12 protein-coding genes and 1 tRNA gene are annotated in these 14,861 nt (G+C 66.9%); 3 read left to right on the top strand and 10 right to left on the bottom strand.

Annotation, left to right across the window (positions count from 1 at the left end):
- Window positions 1-115: 115 nt before the first annotated feature.
- The 4 genes from K3F48_RS19795 to K3F48_RS19780 all read right to left on the bottom strand — a co-directional run bounded on the left by K3F48_RS19795 (window position 116) and on the right by K3F48_RS19780 (window position 5,576).
- Window positions 116-2,389, bottom strand: a complete 2,274-nt coding sequence (locus K3F48_RS19795) for a GumC family protein (protein WP_255609433.1) — start codon at window positions 2,387-2,389, stop codon at window positions 116-118.
- Between the two features lie 61 nt (window positions 2,390-2,450).
- Entirely contained in the window at window positions 2,451-3,203 is a 753-nt protein-coding gene (locus K3F48_RS19790) for a polysaccharide biosynthesis/export family protein (protein ID WP_255609431.1), read from the bottom strand.
- 94 nt (window positions 3,204-3,297) lie between these two features.
- A complete protein-coding gene (locus K3F48_RS19785) occupies window positions 3,298-4,824 on the bottom strand; it encodes an exopolysaccharide biosynthesis polyprenyl glycosylphosphotransferase (RefSeq protein ID WP_222577164.1) in 1,527 nt (508 codons plus the stop codon).
- 675 nt (window positions 4,825-5,499) lie between these two features.
- A tRNA-His gene (locus K3F48_RS19780) sits at window positions 5,500-5,576 on the bottom strand.
- Window positions 5,577-5,776: 200 nt separating this feature from the next.
- On the opposite strand from K3F48_RS19780, the gene K3F48_RS19775 reads away from it, so the two are divergent.
- Together K3F48_RS19775 and K3F48_RS19770 are read left to right on the top strand one after the other, a co-directional pair.
- Window positions 5,777-6,601 (top strand): carbon-nitrogen hydrolase family protein, encoded by an 825-nt coding sequence (locus K3F48_RS19775; RefSeq protein WP_222577163.1) that lies wholly within the window; start codon window positions 5,777-5,779, stop codon window positions 6,599-6,601.
- 216 nt (window positions 6,602-6,817) lie between these two features.
- On the top strand, window positions 6,818-7,156 hold the full coding sequence (locus tag K3F48_RS19770; RefSeq protein WP_222577162.1) for an integration host factor subunit alpha: 339 nt from the start codon (window positions 6,818-6,820) through the stop codon (window positions 7,154-7,156).
- A gap of 78 nt (window positions 7,157-7,234) precedes the next feature.
- Here K3F48_RS19770 and K3F48_RS19765 read toward each other — a convergent pair whose 3' ends face one another.
- From K3F48_RS19765 to K3F48_RS19750, 4 genes are all read right to left on the bottom strand, one after another.
- Entirely contained in the window at window positions 7,235-8,614 is a 1,380-nt protein-coding gene (locus K3F48_RS19765; protein ID WP_222577161.1) for a class II 3-deoxy-7-phosphoheptulonate synthase, read from the bottom strand.
- A 121-nt stretch (window positions 8,615-8,735) separates the two neighbouring features.
- Window positions 8,736-10,658 (bottom strand): AsmA family protein, encoded by a 1,923-nt coding sequence (locus K3F48_RS19760; RefSeq protein ID WP_222577160.1) that lies wholly within the window; start codon window positions 10,656-10,658, stop codon window positions 8,736-8,738.
- Window positions 10,659-10,794: 136 nt separating this feature from the next.
- The gene (lexA, locus tag K3F48_RS19755; protein ID WP_222577159.1) at window positions 10,795-11,499 is read right to left on the bottom strand and encodes a transcriptional repressor LexA; all 705 of its coding nucleotides are present in this window, start codon (window positions 11,497-11,499) and stop codon (window positions 10,795-10,797) included.
- 279 nt (window positions 11,500-11,778) lie between these two features.
- Window positions 11,779-12,105 carry a hypothetical protein gene (locus K3F48_RS19750; protein ID WP_222577158.1) on the bottom strand — a complete coding sequence of 109 codons (327 nt, stop codon included), beginning with the start codon at window positions 12,103-12,105 and terminating at the stop codon, window positions 11,779-11,781.
- A gap of 155 nt (window positions 12,106-12,260) precedes the next feature.
- Here K3F48_RS19750 and K3F48_RS19745 point away from each other — a divergent pair, with 155 nt between their 5' ends.
- The gene (locus tag K3F48_RS19745; protein ID WP_222577157.1) at window positions 12,261-13,148 is read left to right on the top strand and encodes a hypothetical protein; all 888 of its coding nucleotides are present in this window, start codon (window positions 12,261-12,263) and stop codon (window positions 13,146-13,148) included.
- A 65-nt stretch (window positions 13,149-13,213) separates the two neighbouring features.
- Here the strand turns inward: K3F48_RS19745 and K3F48_RS19740 are convergent, their stop codons facing one another.
- Together K3F48_RS19740 and K3F48_RS19735 are read right to left on the bottom strand one after the other, a co-directional pair.
- Window positions 13,214-13,777, bottom strand: a complete 564-nt coding sequence (locus tag K3F48_RS19740) for an EF-hand domain-containing protein (RefSeq protein ID WP_255609428.1) — start codon at window positions 13,775-13,777, stop codon at window positions 13,214-13,216.
- A gap of 26 nt (window positions 13,778-13,803) precedes the next feature.
- Window positions 13,804-14,592: an NAD kinase gene (locus K3F48_RS19735; protein ID WP_222577155.1), complete on the bottom strand. Its 789-nt coding sequence runs from the start codon at window positions 14,590-14,592 to the stop codon at window positions 13,804-13,806.
- Window positions 14,593-14,861 lie beyond the last annotated feature (269 nt).

Below are 14,861 nucleotides of genomic sequence, written 5' to 3'. Positions count from 1 at the left end.
AAGGGAAGCCTGCGCACCGCTGCGGCGAGCCTCGCAGCTGCCGCGAGCTCGAACGCCTGCATGAGCGCCCTATCCCGCCGCACGTCGAATCCTCGCAGAGACGAAAGGCTCCCGCTCATTTTCGAGCATCGTCCGTCAGCCTTCCATATCGATAATCGTGCAAGCCATAGGCGTCGTAGGCGTATCCGAAGCCGTAGCCGTAGGAATGGCCGGCTTTCTTGGCGTCAAATCTGTTCATCACTGCGCCGAGCAGCCGGGTCCGCGAGAAATACAATCGCTTCAGCGCGGCCCGAACCACTCGCTTTCGCGTCTCGCGCGAGCTGACGACGAGAATTGTTCCGTCCACCAGATGGCCGATCAGCGGCGCGTCCGCCAGACCGACGACCGGCGGACCGTCGACGATGACGATGTCGAATTTCTCCCGCGTCCTCGCCAGAAGCAATCCCATGCCCGCCCCCGCCAGCAGCTCGGCGGGATACGGCGGCGCCGGCCCCGACAGGAGCACGGTCGCTCCAGACAGGCAGGTCTCGATCGCGACCTCCTCGGCCTGCGCGGTTCCGATCAGAACGTTGGACAGGCCGGCGTCGTTATCGAGACCAAATATCTTGTGCAGGGAAGGATTGCGCAGATCGCTGTCGATCAACAGAACACGCATGCCGAGCTGCGCGAAGTTGCTCGCCACGCAAACGGATGTCGTGGATTTTCCCTCGGCGGCCTGCGCGCTGGTGACGAGCAATGTTCTCGGAAGCCCCGTCTCCGTCGTGAACTGGAGTGACGTGCTGAGGCTGCGAAACGCTTCGGCGGCGGCGGAAAGCGGAGTCTCGATGACCATGCGCGCCATCGCGCGGCTCTCGCCGTCCTTTTCCCCCACTGGGATGACTCCGAGCACGGCCAGCCCCAGCGTCTCCTCGACGTCTTCCGGAACTTTCAGCGTATCGTCGCGGATTTCGCCGACGATGATGGCGCCGGCCGACGCCAGCACGCCGAGCGCCAGCGCCAGGCCGAGATTGAACAGCAGCTTCGGGCTGGACGGGCCCTTCGGCAGCTCGGCCCTGTCGATGATCGACACATTGCTGGTTCCGATCGCGCCGGTGATGCCGACCTCCTTGTATTGCTGCAGGAGACCGTCGTAGAGAGACCTGTTGGTGTCGAGCTCTCGTTGCAAAATGTTATATTGAATGCTTCTGCCACGAAGATCGAGAACGTCCGCCTTCAACCTCTCGATCTGCTCGCGGAAAGAGATCTCCTGGTCTCGTGCCGCCTCATAGCGAGCCTTTATGGCCTGCTTTATCAGCGAAACCTGCGCGCTGATCTGGCGATCATATTCGGCGATCTGCCCGCGCAGCTGGCGCATCTCCGGAAAGTCCGGCTTCATGACGCTGAGCTTGTCCTGGAACTCGGCCATCAGTTGCGCTCGCCGATCGCGCGCGGACTGAATGTTGCGATCCTCGAGCACTTGCGGAAGCCCGACGCCATTGCCTGCCTGCGCCTGGGCCCATAGCCGCTCGCTCTTGATCCGCTCGGCCGTCGAGACGGCGAGCGAGTCGTTGAGCGTCTTCAGATTTGCGCCCGAGGTCGAGATCTTGTCGTCGACATTGACGATTCCCTCCCTCTGCGCGTAGTCGACGACCAGCTTCTCGGAGTCCTCGAGCTTGACCTTCACCTGCTGAAGCTTGTCCTCGAGAAACTGGCGCGCATAGGCGGAGGCTCCATAGCGACGATCCAATGTCATCGCCACGAAGTTCTGTCCGATCGCCGAGCTCACCTCTTGCGCGATGGCGGGATCCCGAGAGCTGAACCCCACTTTCACGATGCGGGATTTCGCCACCGGCTGCACCGTCAATCCGTTCATCACCAACTCGACGGCGCGCTCCCGCAGGCGCTCGACATCCGGCGCGCTTTCGCGCTTTTGCGAGAAGAGCTTTCTGATCGCGCTCGAAAGCGACCAGCTCTCGCCCTCCCCGAATCCTCTCCTGTCGGCGAGCGACAGGGACGACACGACTCGCTCGGCGAGCGCTCTGCTCCTCAACAGCTCATATTGCGTTTCATAGAATTGCGGATCGGACGAATTCTCGACGATCGCATCATGAAGACGCAACACCTTCGCTGCTTCTCGGTCGATCTGTATCGTCGTCGTCGCCGTGTAGATTCTCGGCATGAGAAACGTGACCACGAAGCCGACGATCGAGAACGCGGCGCAGATCATCGCGATCCGCTTTTTGTATTTCAGAATGATGTCGTATAGCTTCAGGAATTGGAGCGCTTCGATGTCGTCGGGAGCTCCCCCATAGCCGTCGTCGCGAAAGCCCGAAAGCGGCGCACCCGCCGCCGCCAGGTTTCGCTCGCGGGACGTCTCGTCCAGGATCACGGCGGGAACATCCCCGCCCATTCTCCGCTCTCGATTCATCCGATGAGCCTTCTCTCGACAAGACGATCCGTGATCGACGCGATCACCACGGTCGCGCTCCGACGTTCACGAGCGTGGGAACAGTGCTCTTCAAGACCTGCACGCCCATGCGCGCCGCGGATTCCTCGACGACGATCGTGTCGCCTCCATACACCAATGGATCTTCGGCCTTTCCGGATCGAATAGCGGACACGTCATATTTCGCGGTGAAGCGCCGCTGTCCGGACACCCGGATCAATGAAACGGTGTAGTCGCCGACGTCATTGATGCCCTCCGCCAACGCCAGCGCTTGCACCAGCCTCGTCTTCCCCTTCAGCTGATAGACGCCGGGCCTCCTGACCGCGCCCTCCACAGTGACGCGAGACCCGACCGACTCCTTGATGAGAACGGTCACTTGCGGCGAGCGGAGAAATCGCGTCCCCAGCCTGGCCGCGAGCTCCCTCTCGAATTCGCTCGTCGTGCGCCCGGCGGCCGTCACAGCGCCGATCAGCGGGAATGACACGCGGCCGGAGCCGTCGATCTGCACGGTCCGACTCAAGCTCGGAAATCCGAACACCTCGATCTGCACGATGTCCTGCGCGGAGAGACGATATTCGGCGCTCGTGAAATCGGCGCCCGCTTGCACGCTGTCCGCGGCCGGCAAAGCGGACGATCCGATCGAGTTCGTGGCGGCCTGATCGAAGCTCGCCTCTGTGGTCGAGCAGCCGCTCAGAAGGATCGAGCACTCCAGCGTCAGCAACGCGAGCAGAGAGCGCCACGCCCGCCTCATCATCGGCGAGCCTTCGTCGAAAATCATACGATCGATACTCCTGGCGAGAGGCTCCGAAAGAGCCACATCGAAAATGAGCGCCGGCATCGGAACGACGCGGATGCTCCCGTCTGGCCCGACCTCAATATGCGTCGCGTTCGGTCAATATGATCATGGCGGTTCGCAGAATGATCCGCACATCGAGCCAGATGCTCGCATTGGCGGCGTACCAGAGATCGGCGTCGATTCGCTTCGCCATGACATCCGGAGAAGGGGTCTCTCCACGCAGACCCGTGACTTGCGCCCATCCCGTGACGCCCGGCTTCACATGCTGGCGAATTTCGTAGTTTTCGATGATCTTGGCAAACTCCTCGTCGTGCGCGATCGCATGCGGCCGTGGGCCGACGAGCGACATCTCGCCCTTGATGACATTGATCAGCTGAGGCAGCTCGTCGAGGCTCGTGCGTCGCAGCACGCGGCCGACCTTGGTGACGCGCGCATCGTTTCGTCGCGCTTGCCGAACATGCGATCCGTTTTCGGTGACATGCATGGTTCGAAACTTCAATATGTCGAAAGGACGTCCGCCCAGTCCCAATCGCGTTTGACGAAACAGGATCGGTCCAGGACTATCGACGCCTATCGCGATCGCGACGATGGCGAGGACGGGCAGCAGCGCGATCAAGAGCACGGTCGCGCCGGCGAGATCGATCATCCGCTTCACCGCTCGCTCGAAACGCGACAGCGGCTCTCGCTGAATTTCGACGGTCACATGCTCTCCGAGCTCGCTGATCTGCCGGCCTCGGAGAACTCGGGAAACGGCGTCGTCGGGCACATAGAACAAGGAACGCGGAATGAGGCTGAGACCGGTCTCGAGGCTTTTCAGGCGATCGATTGGAATGCCCGAGCCGCAGAGAAAGATTTCGCCGGCTTTCATGGTCTTCGCACAGAAGGCGATGTGATCGAGCACGCGGCGGCGCTGTTCCGGCCAATGCTCCTGCGAACGCGAGACGTCGATCGTCACGGCGATGGGCGAATCATAGCCGACGTCGCGAAGCGCTCGAACGACCGCGAGCAATGCCGGATTGCACGCATCGGCGATGACGAGCGCGCCGCGCCGTCGCAAGGCGGCGCGCCGCGTCGCTCGCACGAGCGCCGGAGCGAGCACGCCGCGAACCGCCGTCACGGCGAGAAGGCCGGTCACGAAGAACGTCAGCATCGTCGCTCTGGAGAAATGGTCGCTGACCTTCAGGACGAAGATCATCAGCAGCAGCATCGCGCAGGCGGCGGCCCATGACGACAGCGCCAGGCGGACGCGCTTTTCGAGTTTCGAGATGGCGCGTGGATTGTCGGCGCCGAGCACATTGCTCGCGCCCCAATCGAGCAATCCCGCAGTCATTCCGACCCCGAGAAATTCGCAGATGCTGTCGGGCGAGCCGAATGCGGGACGGCCATAGAGCGCCGCGCTGAAGCCGCTGGCGGCGATCAACGCCAGAAATCCGGCCGAGGCGACGATCCAGGAGCGCGCTTCTGCATTTGTCAGCACGCGGTCCTGTTCCGCTTTCGGCGATCTATCGGCGAGCGCCTCTCGCTCGACCGAGGCGAGGCGCGCCGGCGTCGCCGGCGACGCCGAATTATCGAATGGGTCCGACTCCTGTTGTTCTCGCGTCAACGCGGCTCGTCGCAGATCCAACGCGTGCAAGTTCATCGAAACATGTTCCTCTGAAACGGCGCGGAGTGCGGTAGCGGGCTGGCCCGTGACGCGCGCGAGCGTCGGCGGCGGTCGGAGACACATGGCTGCGGCCGCAGAGGGATCGCGGCGGCGACAAAGCTACCGCACTAGGGGGGAGTCGAACTCGTCCCCGACTACACCGCGTGAGCGCGTCTCCTGCACATAGCCTGCTCTGCAGCGGCGCATCTATCCGGCGAGTTCCGTAGTTTGCGGCGCATCCACGAAAGCCTGACCAAATTACCCGTTTGGCCGACCGATTTCCTCGTCTGCGGCTTCGCGCGATCGCTGCCGGCGAAGCGAGCGGCGGGGCACGGTCGCGTTCGATGCAGGCGCAGCTCGGTCGCGCGCCGATTTCGCCCGAAGGACGCCGACCGGCGATGCGCGCCGCCGCGTTAGAGATCGCGATTTTGGCGCGCTCGCCGATCCGGCGCGGCGCGCCCGGCGACTCGACCGTCGTCGCGGCCGCCTCCGGCAGCGATGGCGCGGCGCTCGCAGGCGCTCGCTCCACGGCGAAGACGCGGCGCCCCTCTCGACGGTCGCCGCGAGGCAGCCATTATCGAGCGGCCGATGTCCGAATGATCGATTTGCGAGCGCGATCGAGCTGCGATCGATTTATGGTACCGCCACCCCGACTTGAACGGGGGACCCCCAGATCCACAATCTGGTGCTCTAACCAACTGAGCTATGGCGGCCCGTCAGCGGGGCGGAAATTAGAAGCATCGACGCTTCTTTGCAACGCGAATATCGGCCTGGACGCGCAAAATCCTTCCGGCGGCCTCTGGCCGGCAGAGTCCTTGCGGATTCGCCTCGCCATTGGCCGGCGCCCGAATCTCTGCTTAACATGGGGGCGCCGCGCGCCTCTCGCCCGCGGCCCCGCGAGGACCGCCCGCCGATGAAAATCACCTTGATCCAGATGAACTCCGTCAGCGACAAGGCCGCCAATCTCGCCGCCGCGAGCGCGCTGATCGAGCAGGCCGTCCGCGAGGAGCGCCCCGACTGGATCTGCCTGCCGGAAGTGTTCGACTTCATCGGCGGCGCCCGCGCCGACAAGGCCGCCGCCGCCGAGGCCCTGCCGGGCGGCCCCGCCTACTCGCTGTGCAGCGAGCTCGCTCGCCGCCATGGCGTCTTCATCCACGCCGGCTCTATTCTCGAGAAAGCCCCGGGCGAGGAGCGCCTCCACAACACGACCGTCGCCTTCGACCGCTGCGGCGAGGAGGTCGCGCGCTACCGCAAGATCCATATGTTCGACATCACCGCCCCGGACGGGGCCCAATATCGCGAGAGCGCCGCGTTCAAGCCGGGCGACGCCGTCGTCACTTATGATTGCGACGGACTCACCATCGGCTGCGCCATCTGCTACGATCTACGCTTTCCATATCTTTTTCAAAAACTTGCAGAAAAGGGCGCCGACATGATCGCTCTGCCGTCCGCCTTCACCATGGTCACCGGCAAGGATCATTGGGAGGTGCTGCTGCGCGCCCGCGCGATCGAGAGCCAGACCTATCTCGTCGCGCCGGACCAGACCGGCGCCCACAAGGCCGGCCACGAGACGCGCGTCAGCTATGGCCATTCGCTGGTCGCCGATCCTTGGGGCCATGTCGTCGCCCGCGCGTCGGATGGCGTCGGCCTCGTGTCGACGCGAATCGAGCCCGAGCGCATCCGCAAGGTGCGAGCGATGATCCCGGTCGCGAGCCACAAGGTCGCGTTGCCGGCCTGATGCGACCCCCTCCCCAGAAGTCGCTAACTGGCGGGCCCGCCAGCGGAAATTCCGCGCGCACTTGCGCCCGTCGGGAAAGTATGGCTACAATATTGTTCTGCTTACAATCCGAAACAGGATGGGCGCCGAAAACGCGCGCCGGCAGGGGGGAGCAAAAACCATGAAATCGCGTTCGAAGAATCGCGAGGCGGGCAGGCTTGCGCCCGCACCTTTAGCATGACCAAGAAAATCGAGCCAGGGCGCACTTTGACGCGGGCCGCGCTGCGAGAGGCCGTCTATAGCTGTTGCCCGACGCTGTCGCGGGCCGAGGCCCGCCAGATCCTCGACGCGACTTTCGAGGAGATCAGCGACGCGCTGGTCCGCGGCGAGCCGGTGAAGCTGCGCTCTTTCGGCAGCTTCAACGTGCGCGCCAAGCGCGAGCGCGTCGGCCGCAATCCAAAGACCGGCGTCGAGGCTCCGATCTGCTCGCGCAAGGTTCTGACCTTCAAGGCCTCGCCGGTGCTGATCGCGCAGGTCAACGGGCTGGCGACCGCCCATCTGGAGGAGGCGGACTAACGCGCGGCTGCGCTCGCGGCTCGGCGTCGTCCAAAAGGACGACACGCGAGGGCTCGGGCCGCGTATCGGAACCGCGCGCTACTCCGCCGCCTCCTTGTCGTGGCCGCCGCGCGCGAGGCGCTCGGCCTTCAGCAGCTCGGCGACGAGGAATGCGACCTCGATCGCCTGCTCGGCGTTGAGGCGCGGGTCGCAGGTCGTGTCGTAACGCATATGCAGCTCGCGCTCGGAAATGTCGCGGGCGCCGCCGATGCATTCGGTGACGTCCTGCCCGGTCATCTCGAGATGGATGCCGCCGGCATAGGTCCCTTCGGCGCGATGGGCCTCGAAGAAGGTGCGAATTTCCGACATCACCCGATCGAAGGGCCGCGTCTTGCGGCCGCCGGCGCTGATCGTGTTGCCGTGCATCGGATCGCAGCACCACACCACATTGCGGCCCTCGCGCGAGACGGCGCGCAGCAGCGTCGGCAGCGCCTCGGCGGCCTTCTCCGCGCCGAAGCGGCAGATGAGCGTGAGCCGGCCGGGCTCATTCTGCGGATCGAGGGCGTCGATCAGCCGCAGCAGCGCATCGGGCTTCAGGCTCGGGCCGCATTTGAGGCCGATGGGATTTTGGATGCCGCGCACATATTCGATATGGGCGCCGTCCGGCTGGCGCGTGCGGTCGCCGATCCAGAGAAAATGGCCGGAGGTCGCGAAATAGCCGCCCTCGAGCGAGTCGACGCGGGTCAGCGCCTGCTCATAGCCGAGCAGCAGCGCTTCGTGCGAGGTGTAGAAATCCGTCTGGCGCAGCTCCGGATGATGCTCTGGATCGAGCCCGATGGCGCGCATGAAGCCCAGCGTCTCGCTGATATGGTCGGCGAGCTGCGAGTAGCGGGCGGAGAGCGGGCTGTTGCGCACGAAGCCCAGCATCCAGCGACGCGCATTCTCGAGATTGGCGTAGCCGCCGGTGGCGAAGGCGCGGATGAGGTTCAGCGTCGCCGCCGACTGGCGATAGGCCATCAGCTGGCGCTGCGGATCCGGCCGTCGGACGTTCACGCTGAACTCGATATCGTTGATGATGTCGCCGCGATAGCTCGGCAGCTCCACGTCGCCCTGCGTCTCGAACGGCGCGGAGCGCGGCTTGGCGAATTGGCCGGCGATGCGCCCGACCTTCACGACGGGCGACGCCGCCGCATAGGTGAGGACCACCGCCATCTGCAGGAAGACGCGAAAGAAATCGCGGATGTTGTCGGCCGAATGCTCGCTGAAGCTCTCGGCGCAGTCGCCGCCCTGCAGCAGGAAGGCGCGCCCGCCCGCGACCTCGGCGAGCGAGCGCCTGAGGCTGCGGGCTTCGCCCGCGAAGACGAGCGGCGGAAATCCGGCGAGCTGGCGCTCGACGTCGGCGAGCGCGGCCTGATCCGCATAGACGGGCGTCTGCTCGATCGGCTTGTCCCGCCAACTTCCCGGCGTCCAATGGTCCACGGCTCGTTACTCCCGCGCGGCGTCGCGGCGCCCGCCAGCCGATCTATACAGGAGCCGCGCGCCGGAGGCGACTGTTTTGCCGCCGGCGTTCCGCCGCCGGCCGCAACCGAACAGCCGAAACTCAGCGGTCCGTCCCGGGCTCGATGCGCGGCAGCAGAGGCGCCGCGGCGCCGGAGCGCTTGATCAGCGCGGCCGCGTCCAGAGCGAAAGACGGTTCATCCCAGCCGCCCACGACATCGAACGCGATCTGCACGCCATTGTCGCGCGGCGAGCCGGCGGCATCGGCCTCGCGCGCCTGCGCCTTGATCGCGAGGCTGCGCTCGGGGATGCGGGCCGACCCGGCGAAGGCCAGGGAGAAGCCCGGTCCGCGCGCCTCGCCGTCCACGATCGCGGCCGCCCCCTTGGCGATCTTGATCGTCGCGGCGGCGCGGTCGATCAGAGTATGGCCGGAGCGAATGTCCAGCGCGCTGGACAATGGGCGCTTATCGGCGCGCCTCAGCGCGCGCTCGAGATCGATGCCGCCGACCTCGCCCTCGCTCAGGACGAGGCTCGCGCGCCCATCGAGCTCGCGCATCATTTCCGCCGGACTTTCGCCGGCTGCGTCGAGCACGATGCTGGAGTCGAGATTGCCGCCGAGATCCGGCCGCGCGGCGAGGTCCCAGGCGAGCGCTCCGGCGTCGACCGCCTGCGTCTGCGCATTGGCGTGCAGCTCGATCGCGCCGGAGGCGTTGGCCGCGAGCGTGACGCGGCCCTTGACCGACCCCTTGTAGGCTTGCGCCTCGGCCAGCGCGACCTCGAGACGGCCGCCGCGCAGCATCAGAGACAGAGCGGCGTCTTCGAGGTTGAGCCGCAGAATGCGCGCCCGCGCCGCCGAGAGCCGCAGGTCGACGTCGGCGCCGTCGATAGCGGGAAGGACGAAAGTCTCGCGGCTCCACTGGCCGTCCGGCCCGATGAGCGCGGGCGCGTCGGCGGTCATCGGCTTCAAGGAGACGAAGCTGCTGGCGAGCGTGCCGTGCAGGATCGGCCGGTCGCCGTCGTGGCGCAGTCCGAAAACGCCCTCGAAGTCGTTCTCGTCCGCCGAAAAATGCAGCTCCGTGAGCTGGAAGTCGCGCAGGCCGACGCTGGCCTTGGCGGTGAGCTGCACATTCTCGAAAGGCCCCGGAAGCGGCGCAAACACATCGGCGAGGCGCAGCGCATTGCGCAGGGACGGCGAGGAGGCGGAAAGCCGGCCGTTGAAGCGCGGCTTCGGCCCGCTCTGGGCGACGCCATCCGCCTCGAGGCGCAGATTGTCGGAATCGATTCGCATCATCATCGGCGAGGTCTCGCCGCGCAGCAGCGCGCCGGGCTTTTGCACCCACAGCATCGCCCGCGGCCGCTCGCCGCGCCAGGAGAAGGCGGCGTCGAACATCGCCGGGGCGCCGACCGAGGTCCAATCGAGCGTCGCGTCGACATTCTCGATCCTCTCCTCGCGGGCGCCGTCGCCGGAAAGGACGCGGACCTCGCCCGAGACGATGGCGACGGAGCCGAGCGGCGCGCGGTCGGCCCTCTCGGCCTCCGGCGTGGACGGCCGGGCGGCGGCGGCGCGCGCCGCCGCGCCGCTCGCGCTCATCGGCTTGCGATCGAGGGCGATCGACAGGCGGGGACGCAGCAGCTCCACGTCGGAGAGCTCGAGGCGGCCTGCGAGCAGAGGCGGCACCCGGACATTGCCGCGCAGCCGCTCCGACTCGATGGTCAAGGCGAAGGACGGATCGGCGAAGGCGACGTCCTCGATCGTAATATGCGGACGCGGCAACAGAGAGAAAGTCGAGCGCCCCTTGGCGGCCGCGCGGAGGCCGCAGGAGGCCTCGATCTGTCCGGCGATCTCCTCGAGCATGGCGCCCGTCGAGAAGGTCCAGGGCGCGACGGCCGCGGCGAGGCCGATCGCGGCGACGGCGAGCATCGCCGCGATCCAGCCGCGCGACAGCCCCCGCATGACGGCGCGCCCCTGGCGCATGCCCGTCCTCAGGCGGTCGAGCTCGCGCGAAAGGCCGGTCGAATTCGACATGGGTTGGTCCTGCTGACGGGGCGGCCGCGGACGGCGTCGCGCCGCCGCGCCAGAGCGCGGGCCGCGCCGGCCCGGGTGCGCGGACGATGACGACAAAGGGCGGCGAGATCGTGGCGGCGCCGCTGCGGCGGCCGCGTCAGTATTTGCGCAGCAGGCTGACGAGCCGGCCCTGAATGCGGACGCGGTCGGGCCCGAAGATGCGCGTCTCATAGGCGGGATTGGCCGCCTCCAGCGCGATCGACGCGCCGCGCTTGCGCAGCCGCTTCAGCGTCGCTTCCTCATCGTCGATGAGGGCGACGACGATGTCGCCGGTGTCGGCGCTGTCCTGTTTTTTCACGACGACGATGTCGCCGTCGAGAATGCCGGCGTCTATCATCGAATCGCCGCGCACCTCGAGCGCGAAATGCTCGCCAGCGCCGAGCAGGTCGGGCGGCAGGGAGATGGTGTGGCTGCGGTTCTGCAGCGCGGAGATCGGCGTGCCGGCGGCGATGCGGCCCATGACGGGAACGGCGACCTGCTGGTCGACATCGCTCTCGGCGCGCTCGGCCATCGGGCGGACGCGGCCGAGCGCGCCCTCGATGACGGAAGGAGAGAATTTGCCGCCGCGGGCGACGCGGGGCGTCGCCGATTCCGGCAGGCGCAGCACCTCGAGCGCGCGGGCGCGGTTCGGCAGGCGGCGGATGAAGCCGCGCTCCTCGAGAGCGAGGATCAGCCGATGAATGCCGGACTTCGAGCGCAGATCCAGCGCGTCCTTCATCTCGTCGAAGGAGGGCGGCACGCCGGTCTCCTTCAAGCGCTCATGGATGAAGCGCAGCAGGTCGCTTTGTTTCTTGGTCAGCATTGCGAGCAGCCCCCGGTGGCGCCGAACCGCCGGCGCGAAGCATAGTGACGAGCGTTCATAAACAAATCATGAACGCAACTCTATGCGTTCGCGGTGCGTTCCGCAAGGCGTAGGAGAGCTTCACTCGATGGTTGCTTGTGGGAATGACTGATGTGGCGCGGGAAAAGCGGGCCGAAGGCGCGCGGTCCAGACGGCGCGCCTTCGGACTGCGAGCCCTTCGGCTCGGCTTGTCGACGCTTCGAAGCGAGCCTCGGCAGGGCGCCGCCGCGACCCGCGCGCTTATTCGCACACGCGAGCCCGGCGATAGCCGACGACGTCGCCATATTCGTCGAAGACGGGGCGACGCTCGCGCCAGCAGCGATAGGGCGGCGGCGCCTCATAGACCGGGGCCGGGTAATAGGCCGGCGCGCCGTAATAGGGCGGCGGCGGCGGCGCCGGGCGGGCGGAGCTGCCGGCGAGCGCGCCGAGCGCGAAGCCGCCGATGCCGGCTGCAATGGCCGCGCCCGGGTCGCCGGCCGCGGCAGGGGTGGCCGTCGCGAGCGTCGCGGCCCCGATGGCGAGCGCGACGAAGGCGCCCGCGAATGTTCTCGGCGTTGTGTTGGTCATGACAGTCTCCGTGATCGTCCCGGCCGCAGGCGGCGCGGCGTCCGTCATCTCAACCGGAAATCGGCGGCGAAAACGTGACCATGGGCGGATTTCCGCGTTTGCAGACATGGCGAAATGACGGAATCTGTCGCGCCGCCGCGTCCAGGATCGCCGTCATGATTCGCCTTCGCTCCCTCATCGCCGCTCTCGCCTGCCTCGCCGCGCCGAGCCGGCCGGCTCTCGCCGCCGAAAGCTCGGTCGTCGCTCTCGCCGTGACCGACGGCGAGCACGGCGGCGGACGCATCCATGTCGCGGCGCGCTTCGGCAATGTGCTGGGGACGATGCGCCTCGACACGGGCGCGTCGAGCACGCGGCTGCGCGCGGCGCCCTGGAATGCGGAGCTTCCGCCGGTCGGCCGCAGCGAGTCGGAATCCGCCTCGGGCCGGACGACGCGCTGCGAGGACGTCGAAGCGCAGAACGTCCAGCTCGTCGCCGAGGAGGGCAATAACATCGGCCGCGGCAAATATGTCGTGACGCGCTGCGAGGAGAGCGGCGGCGACGATCTGCTCGGGCTCGATTTCTTCCGCAACGCCCGTTTCACGCTCGATCTCGACGGACGGCGGATGATGTTTCCCGGCGCCGCCGGACCGCTCGCGCCACTGCGCCGTCTCGGGCCGGACGGGCGGCTCGTCGGCGTCGGGACGCGGCTCGGCCGCACCGAGGCGATCGGCCTCGTCGACAGCGGGGCGGAGCTCTCCGCCGTCGACCGGCGCTTCCTGGAACGGCACAGATCGCTGTTCAAGCCGGCGCGGGAGAAGGCGCATGCGAGCGACGCAAGCGGCGCGGCGATCTCCGCCAAGCTCTACAAGGTCGCGGAGATCGATCTCGGCCAAGGGCGCGTTCTGCGCGACCTCTATGTGATCGCCTATGATTTCGGGCCGCTGCGCCGCGCGCTCGGGCGCGACGCGCCGCTCATTCTCGGCGTCAACGCGCTGCGGCCGCTGCTGTGGACCTTCGATTTCACCACGCCCGACGCGCCGCAATGGCGCGCCGATCCGCGCTAGAGCTTTCGTTTGAGCGAATTCTAATCGATCGAACGATTCCGTTCGATCGGAAAGCGCTTCTAGCGTCAGCGGCCGAAGCCGCCGCCGCCGAAGCCGCCGCCATAGCCGCCGCCGAATCCCCCGCCGGGCGAGCGGCCCGGAAAGCCCGCCGCGCCGTCGGACGGCCGCTGCGCGCCGGAGCCGGAGGGCCGCGCCCGCGCGATCTCCTCCTGCAGGACGCGGCAGCTCCCCCTCTTGTCGTAGCGCTGAAAGAAGGGGCTCGGAAAAGCGAGGAACTCCGCTTTCGTCACCCTGCCCTTCCCGGCCATGTCGAAATATTCGAAGCTCGCGCCGCGAAAAACCGGGCTGATGCGGCGCACGGCCTCGAAATCCTGCGCGTCGAAGAAGCCGCGATGGCGCTTGTCGGCGACATTATACATGCGCTGTAGATATTGCCGCCATTGCTCGCAGGTGTAGACGCCTTGCGCCCCGCCCCATTCGCTCGCCGTGGCGAGAATGGCGTCCTCCCCCTCGGGGGCGGGACCGCGGCCGGCGCCGCCGTGAAAGCCCCCATGCGGCCGCTGCTGCGCGAGCGCGCCGGCGGAGACCGCCACAATGGCGAGGGCAAGGCCAGAACTTCGTCGACTCATTTCGGCGCCTCTCATGCAAAACGCGCTCACCCGAACTGCTCACGCAGAATGCGCTCCTCCAGCGAATGGCCGGGATCGTGCAGCAGGACGAGGTCCGTCGCGTGGTCCATCTCCACCTCGACGTGAAGCGCGTCGCGAAACTCGTCATGGTCGGCGACCACCGAGACCGGGCGCTTCTCCGCCTCCAGCACTTCCAGCCGCACCTTGGCGAGGTCGGGCAGAAGCGCGCCGCGCCAGCGCCGCGGGCGAAAGGCGGAGATGGGGGTCAGCGCCATCAGCGGCGCGTCGAGCGGCAGGATCGGGCCATTGGCGGAGAGATTATAGGCGGTGGAGCCCGCCGGCGTCGCCACCAGCACGCCGTCGGTGACGAGCTCCGGCATGCGCTCCTGGCCATTGACCAGAATTCGGATCTTGGCGATCTGCGAGCTCTGCCGCAGCAGCGAGACTTCATTGATCGCGTGGGCGGTGAATTCGTCGCCATGGGTGTTGATGGCGCGCAGCAGCAGCGGATGGACGATCGAGGGCTTGGCGCCGGCGATGCGCTTGCGCAGATTGCCCTCGCGATATTCGTTCATCAAAAAGCCGACCGAGCCGCGGTTCATGCCGTAGATCGGCTTGCCGGCGCCCATGAAGCGATGCAGCGTGCGCAGCATCAGGCCGTCGCCGCCGAGCGCGACGATGCAATCGGCGTCCTCGGGCGGGACATCGCCATATTTGCCGACGAGCCGCACCCGCGCCTCTTCGGCCTCCGGCGTGCCCGAGGAGAGGAAGGCGAGCCGCTTGAAACTATTCGGCGCTTCGCCGACGTCCGACATGGGGAAACCCGGAGTGGGCGCCGCCGGGCGGCGGGCCTTGGAGCGGAGGATTGAATACACCGGCGAATAGCGGGGTGGGAAGGGGCGCGACTTGCGCGTCGGTCGAATTGGCGGGCCGCGAAGGGCGAGCCTGAAGTCTCGCGGTCCAGATGTCCCCTTGGGACCGCGGCAGGGCTTCGAATCCAGGTTAACAAATTCCGTGCAACCGCGTCATGCCCGCGCTTGTCGCACGGCTGTCCGGTTCAAGATAGGCATAGTATTATCTCGTA

This window comes from Methylosinus sp. Sm6, from assembly GCF_019802345.1.
Lineage (GTDB): Bacteria > Pseudomonadota > Alphaproteobacteria > Rhizobiales > Beijerinckiaceae > Methylosinus.
The sequence above is the reverse complement of the archived record's forward strand: the minus strand, read 5'-3'. Positions and strand labels throughout refer to the sequence as shown.

Bases quoted from the DNA above. Each gene is read 5' to 3' on its own strand.
- K3F48_RS19795 (WP_255609433.1), bottom strand. From the start codon at position 2,389: ATGGGCGGGGATGTTCCCGCCGTGATCCTGGACGAGACGTCCCGCGAG.
- K3F48_RS19790 (WP_255609431.1), bottom strand. From the start codon at position 3,203: ATGATTTTCGACGAAGGCTCGCCGATGATGAGGCGGGCGTGGCGCTCT.
- K3F48_RS19775 (WP_222577163.1), top strand. From the start codon at position 5,777: ATGAAAATCACCTTGATCCAGATGAACTCCGTCAGCGACAAGGCCGCC.
- K3F48_RS19770 (WP_222577162.1), top strand. From the start codon at position 6,818: ATGACCAAGAAAATCGAGCCAGGGCGCACTTTGACGCGGGCCGCGCTG.
- K3F48_RS19760 (WP_222577160.1), bottom strand. From the start codon at position 10,658: ATGTCGAATTCGACCGGCCTTTCGCGCGAGCTCGACCGCCTGAGGACG.
- lexA (WP_222577159.1), bottom strand. From the start codon at position 11,499: ATGCTGACCAAGAAACAAAGCGACCTGCTGCGCTTCATCCATGAGCGC.
- K3F48_RS19750 (WP_222577158.1), bottom strand. From the start codon at position 12,105: ATGACCAACACAACGCCGAGAACATTCGCGGGCGCCTTCGTCGCGCTC.
- K3F48_RS19745 (WP_222577157.1), top strand. From the start codon at position 12,261: ATGATTCGCCTTCGCTCCCTCATCGCCGCTCTCGCCTGCCTCGCCGCG.
- K3F48_RS19740 (WP_255609428.1), bottom strand. From the start codon at position 13,777: ATGAGTCGACGAAGTTCTGGCCTTGCCCTCGCCATTGTGGCGGTCTCC.
- K3F48_RS19735 (WP_222577155.1), bottom strand. From the start codon at position 14,592: ATGTCGGACGTCGGCGAAGCGCCGAATAGTTTCAAGCGGCTCGCCTTC.